This window comes from Pseudoalteromonas sp. TB51 (assembly GCF_000498055.1).
Classification (GTDB): Bacteria; Pseudomonadota; Gammaproteobacteria; order Enterobacterales; family Alteromonadaceae; genus Pseudoalteromonas; species Pseudoalteromonas atlantica.
In genome coordinates this window covers 1-6,401 of record NZ_AUTO01000053.1, presented here as the reverse complement: position 1 = coordinate 6,401, position 6,401 = coordinate 1, and the positions used below count along the sequence as shown (strand labels likewise).

The following is a 6,401-nucleotide window of genomic DNA, read 5'->3' as shown; positions in this document are numbered from 1 at the left end:
GCAGCCTTTGCAGGGCACAGCCCATCGGGCACAACCGATACAGCAAAATTAGGCACGGTGGTGTATTCACTCAGTACCCCTTGCTTACCTATATTGGCATGCCACATTACTCGTTCGCCAACCCCAGGAAACACACCTTTGTTAGCTTTAACTACCACACCAACGGCGTCTAGGCCTAAAATATGAGGGTATTGCCACTTACAAAATCCCGTTTTAGCAAAATAGGCATCAGCAGGATTAAGGCCTACATACTCAAGCTTTACCAACAATTCGTTGTCGGCGCACTCGGGTATATCAACCTCAACATCTTGCAAGCGTATTTGCTCATCTGGTTGTGATAAAACAATAGCGCGCATTGTTTGTAAGGGGCTGCCTTGATGTGATAATTCAGTATTGCTCATTCAATTAACTCTACCTATTTTGTACTGCTCAGTGCATAGCTCCATTGGCCGTTAAATGCCTGATAAGCATTCACTTTAGCAAGCAATGTAGCAATAGTTGTATCAACAGCGTTTTCTTGTGCCATTAAAACATCCTGGCGTGCATCTAACAACTCTAAGTACGGTATTTGGCCTTCTTCGTACATCGCCTGTGCTTGTAAAAATGCTTTATTTGCAAAGCCATAGCGCTGTTTAGCATAACGCTCTTGCTGTTGTTGATTGACCAACATTTGCAATGAAAGTTCACTTTGAGTCACCGCATTTAATACTATTTGCTGATAGTCGCTGTAGGCAGCTTCACTTAAAAACTGCTGTGCGTCGCGCTGGGCAAGGAGAGCGGGATAACTTAATATTGACCATTGCAACTGGGGAGCTACTTGCCATTGCTGATCAGTATTCTTTAAGCCCGTGCTGTCTATGCTCACTACGCCTGCAAAGGCTGATAAGCTAATATCAGGTAGTAAGGCTTTACTTGCCGCCACACTTAAGCTGTTAGCTTGGCTAAAATCATACAATGCACGGCTTATATCAGGGCGCAGGGCAATGGCGCTATTGGCATTTTTAAGCGCAACGCTAAAGCTTTGCTCCAGCAGGTTTTGCTCATTGTCTATCGCAATGTCTTGCGCAAGCTTACCTGTAAGCACCGCTAAAGTTGATAAGTCGCTGTATTTTGCATACTCAATAGCGGGCATTAGGGCTTCTTGCTGCCTAAGCTGTGCCATAGTACGGTTTAGGTCAAGCTCGTTGGCAACGCCTTCATCTACACGTGCTTGAAGTACTTCAATGCTTTGCTCTAATGCGTTAATTTGCATGGCTATGATGTGTTGTTTTTCAACATTACCTTGATAGCTTACAAACCCTTTAACAACAGACGATACCACTTCAATTTGCAGTGAACGTACTTGCTCGGCTTGGCTCATGGCCGATGCATGTGCAGCATCAACCAAAGCAGTAATACGGCCAAATAAATCTAACTGCCAATCAAGCGCTATGTTAGCACTCGATTGACGGTCAAACACACTCGGTGCATCGCTTCGTGCTGCGCCAATATTTACCCCACCTTGGGGTAAATATTGCGCTTTTTGCTCACCAAGACGGGCAAGGGTACTTTTAAGCGTTAATTGGCTTGTTTGCAAATTGTAGTTATTGGCAAGTGCGCTATTAACCAAAGCATTTAGCTGCTTTGACTCTAACTTGTGCCACCAATTTGTTTCATCTGCAATGGCAACATTGCTGGCAATATTTGCTTGAGCTACAAAATCGTTAATAGCGTTTTGCTCGCTTTGTGTATCTATTTTGCTAGCGCAACCAGATAAAAAAGCAGCCACTAACACAGCACTTAACGTTAAGCGCGTTTTGATAGGTTTAGCGATTAAATTAGTCATGCGATAACCCCTTTGCTTTTTGCTGCTTTTTCACAACTAACATGTAAAACACAGGTGTAAATAATAAGCCAAACACCGTTACCCCTATCATGCCTGCAAACACCGCGTTGCCCATTGCGTGGCGCATTTCGGCGCCGGCACCGGTTGCAAGTACCAAAGGTACAACCCCAGCTGTAAAGGCAATTGAGGTCATTAATATTGGGCGTAAACGCATACGACACGCCGCTAATATTGCCTCAAAGTGCGTTAACCCACCGCCGTGTTGGTCGCGGGCAAATTCTACCATTAATATGGCGTTTTTAGAGGCGAGTGCCACCAGTACAATTAATGCAATTTGAGTAAATATATTATTGTCTGAGCCTACAAACCACACACCTAATAGTGCTGAGAAAATAGTCATCGGTACAATTAATATTATGGCCAGTGGCAAACGTAAACTTTCGTACTGCGCAGCAAGCACCATAAATACAAGCAACACAACTAATGGGAATACATAAACCATGGTGTTACCTGCAAGTACTTGTTGGTACGTTACTTCTGTCCACTCGTACTCAATACCTGTTGGCAGGTTGTCGGCTAATATTGTTTCAATAGCAGTTTGTGCCTGATCAGAGCTATAACCGGGGGCTGGACTGCCGTTTAGTTCTGCACTTGGGTAACCGTTGTAATGCATTACACGGTCAGGCCCTATTGTTGGTGTAACTGTAAGTACCGAGCCAAGCGGCACCATATTTCCTGCACTGTTACGTACTTTTAGGTTAAGGATTTGCTCAGGGTCAAGACGAAAATCAGCATCAGCTTGCGCATTAACCTGATAAGTACGACCAAACATATTAAAGTCATTCACATACACAGAGCCTAAATATATTTGCAATGCGTCAAATACTTCATCAAGAGGAATACCTTGAATAAGCGCTTGCTCGCGGTCTATATCAATATCCATTTGTGGTACTTGAATGCGAAAGCTTGAATATAAGCCCATTAACGCGGGGTCTTGCTGCGCCTTACCAATAATGGTTTGCAAACTATTAAATAGTGCATCAAAGCCTTTATTTGCTCTATCTTCAATTTGCAGCTTAAAGCCACCTGTTGTGCCTAAGCCTTGAATTGGCGGCGGCGGAAATACAGNCAGCCACAAACGCTTCATCAATAGCTGCAAAACGCTGATTTAACTGCGCGGCAATTGCCATCGCTGATTGACTAGGGTCGGTGCGTTTATCAAAGCTCTCAAGTGGCGTAAATACAATGCCGCTATTTGGGCTGTTAGTAAAACCGTTTACCGATAAGCCAGGAAACGCCACGGTGTGTGCAACGCCTGGTACTTCTAATGCTATTTTTTGCATTTGCGAGAGCACATCTTCGGTACGGTCTAAACTGGCTGCATCTGGCAGTTGCGCAATCGCAACTAAATATTGCTTATCTTGCTGTGGAATAAAGCCACCAGGTACGGTATCAAACAATTTAATTGTACCGCCCACCAGCGCAACATAGGCCACCATAACAATAACGCTCATACGTATAAGCTTTTGTACCAGCTTTTCGTAGCCTTTAGCACCACGGTCAAACACGCGGTTAAACGGTTTAAATAACCACGCACCAAACAGTTTATTAAGTAAACGCGTGAATGCATCTGGTTTTGCATCGTGCGATTTTAATAATAATGCCGATAGCGCAGGCGATAGGGTTAAGGAGTTAAACGCCGAAATAACAGTCGAAATAGTAATTGTTAGTGCAAATTGCTTATAAAACTGACCCGATAAACCGGTAATAAATGCAGTAGGAATAAATACCGCACACAGCACTAACGCTATCGCAATAATTGGCCCGGTTACTTCGCTCATAGCAACACGTGTTGCCTCTAAAGGCGAAAGCCCTTGTTCTATATTTCGCTCTACGTTTTCAACAACAACTATCGCATCATCAACTACAATACCGATTGCCAGTACCAAGCCAAACAGCGAAAGTGTATTAATAGACACGCCTAGCCATTGCATTACAGCAAACGTACCAATTAACGAAATTGGCACCGCAATCAATGGAATAATAGACGCGCGCCACGTTTGTAAAAATACAATAACCACTATTACAACTAATACAATGGCTTCAAGTAGCGTTGCTATAACCGCATCTATTGAACCACGTACAAACACAGTGGGGTCGTAAACAATGTCGTACTCAACCCCTGCCGGAAAATCTTGTGATAAACGAGCCATGGTTTCGCGTACTTGATCAGAGAGCTCAATTGCATTTGAACCCGGACGCTGAAACACTGGCATTGCAAGTGCTGGCTGGTTATCAAGCTCTGCACGAAGTGCATAGGTATCTTGGCCTAAATCAACACGGGCTACATCAGACAAACGCGTTAATTGCCCCTGTTCGCCCACTTTAATAATGACCTTTTCAAACTCTTCAACACTGTTTAAACGCCCTTTTACGTTTAACAAAATTTGAAATTGGCTGTCGTTAGAAATTGGCTGTGCACCTAAGCTACCCGCTGCAACTTGCTGATTTTGCGAGCGCAAAGCAGCCACAACATCGGTGGCTGTAAGCTCACGCGCTGCTAATGCATCTGGGTTTAACCACACACGCATAGAGTACTTACCACCGCCAAATAAACGAATATCACCTACACCCGGTAAACGGGCAATTTCATCTTTAATATTAATGTCGGCATAGTTAGATAAATACGCTGTGTCGTGGCTGTTTTCAGGCGAGTATAAATGCACCACCATGGTTAAATCGGGTGATGATTTTTCTGCTACTACACCTAAGCGCTGCACCTCTTCGGGCAAACGTGGTAATGCACTGTTTACACGGTTTTGTACTTGTACTTGTGCACGGTCTAGGTCGGTGCCTAATGCAAACGTTACCGTAAGTGTCATACGGCCATCGCTGGTGCCTTGAGAAAACATATACAGCATGTTTTCGGTGCCGTTAATTTCTTGCTCAAGCGGCGTTGCCACAGTTTGCGCAATAACGGTTGGGTTAGCACCTGGGTAATTTGCTGTTACCACAACAGTAGGTGGCACAACCTCTGGGTATTCACTTACAGGAAGTTGAAACAGTGAAATACCACCAGCAATTAAAATAACCAACGACAGCATGGCTGCAAAAATTGGTCGCTGAATAAAAAAGTGTGAAAATTTCATCGATAAACCTTATTGCTTAGCCATTAGCTGCGCGTTGTCGTTTGACAGTGTAAAAGCCACGCCGCTTGTATCAATTGTTACTGTATTTGGCGAAATTGGCATACCTGGGCCTACACGTGCAGGGCCATTTACCGCAATAATATCGCCTTCGTTTAGGCCTGCAGTAACAGCGCGTAACGCACCATAGCGCTCGCCTACTTCTATTAATTTGTATTCAAGCACGTTGTTTTCGCCAACGGTTAACACAAAGCGATTTTTTAAATCGGTACCAATAGCACGCTCAGGAATAATTACTTTTTCGCTCACTTCGTTTGCTGCCAATTTAACGCGAGCAAAAGAACCTGCACGTAATTGATTGTTATCTTGTTCAAATACCGCACGTACACGTAAAGTACCCGTTGCTGAATTAATTTGGTTATCAATAAAATTAATATATCCTTGGTAAGCAAACTCTTTTTGCCCTACTTTTTGCATAACAACTGTTTGGCGGCTTTGTGCGGTTACATCGCTAAAGGCGCTATTCCAAGTACGCTCATCAACATCAAAGTAGGCATACATCGCTTTATTAGAAACAATTGACGTTAATACACTTTGACCCGCTAATACGTTATTACCTTTGGTAATATTTGCGCGTGAGATAACACCATCAATCGGCGAAACTACTGATGTAAATTCTAAATCGAGCTTTGCAGAGGTAAGCTGTGCTTGCAGCGCTGCCAGTTGTGCTTCGCGCTGGCGAAGCGTTGAGGTACGCGCCTGTGCTTGTTCTGTTGAAATAGCTTTACGCTCTAATAAGCGCACTGCTCGTTTGTCTTCACTTTTAGCTTGCTCAAGTGCTGCTTCTGCGCTGTGTATTTGCGCTTCTAGGCTTGCTACAACCGCTGCAAAAGGGCGCTCGTCAAGTTGAAACAACACATCGCCTTGCTTAACAACATCACCTTCTTTAAATTCAATGCTATCAATCACCCCTGATACACGCGGCATCAGCGCAACTTCTTGCGGCGATTCTAAACGCGTGGTGTAAGTGTGCCAGCTTTGTACTGGTTTAATTAAAACTTGTGCTACATCGATAGGTTGTAATTGTTGTTGCTGCGCATTAGGTGCGCTCTCATCGGCACAGCCCGCTAAGGATAGAGTTGCCGCAGCTAATGCAGCAGCAATTAAATGTTTATTCATGAAGACGCTCCTTTATTTATTTACCTGGCATGTTACGGACTATACTTGCGGACAAAAACCATAGATTTATAAATTCATTAATGCCAAAATGGCATCAATAACATTTATTGGGTGATCATAATGGATACAACAAGCCGGCTTTTAATGCTGCTTGAAGTGGTAGAACAAGGCTCTTTTGCCAAAGCTGCAGAAATAAGAAACATAGACCGCTCTGTTATATCTAAACAAATCAGCCGGTTAGAGGACGAGCT

General features: G+C 43.8%; 4 protein-coding genes and 1 pseudogene. 1 reads left to right on the top strand and 4 read right to left on the bottom strand.

Annotated features, from left to right (window positions below; genetic code table 11):
* The 4 genes and pseudogenes from L650_RS0101765 to L650_RS0101750 form a co-directional block, all read right to left on the bottom strand.
* On the bottom strand, positions 1 to 401 hold a 401-nt coding region (locus L650_RS0101765), incomplete at its 3' end, for an alcohol dehydrogenase catalytic domain-containing protein (protein ID WP_029771963.1).
* A 14-nt stretch (positions 402 to 415) separates the two neighbouring features.
* On the bottom strand, positions 416 to 1,825 hold the full coding sequence (locus tag L650_RS0101760; protein ID WP_029771962.1) for a TolC family protein: 1,410 nt from the start codon (positions 1,823 to 1,825) through the stop codon (positions 416 to 418).
* Positions 1,818 to 4,974 (bottom strand): annotated as a pseudogene (locus L650_RS0101755) (efflux RND transporter permease subunit). Before L650_RS0101755 ends, L650_RS0101760 begins: the two are co-directional and overlap by 8 nt.
* A gap of 9 nt (positions 4,975 to 4,983) precedes the next feature.
* Positions 4,984 to 6,150, bottom strand: coding sequence for an efflux RND transporter periplasmic adaptor subunit (locus L650_RS0101750; RefSeq protein ID WP_029771961.1), 1,167 nt, complete (start codon positions 6,148 to 6,150; stop codon positions 4,984 to 4,986).
* A gap of 120 nt (positions 6,151 to 6,270) precedes the next feature.
* Between L650_RS0101750 and L650_RS23480 the strand changes: the two genes are divergently transcribed.
* Positions 6,271 to 6,401 (top strand): LysR family transcriptional regulator (locus L650_RS23480; RefSeq protein ID WP_164835526.1); only part of this gene is annotated, 131 nt, incomplete at its 3' end.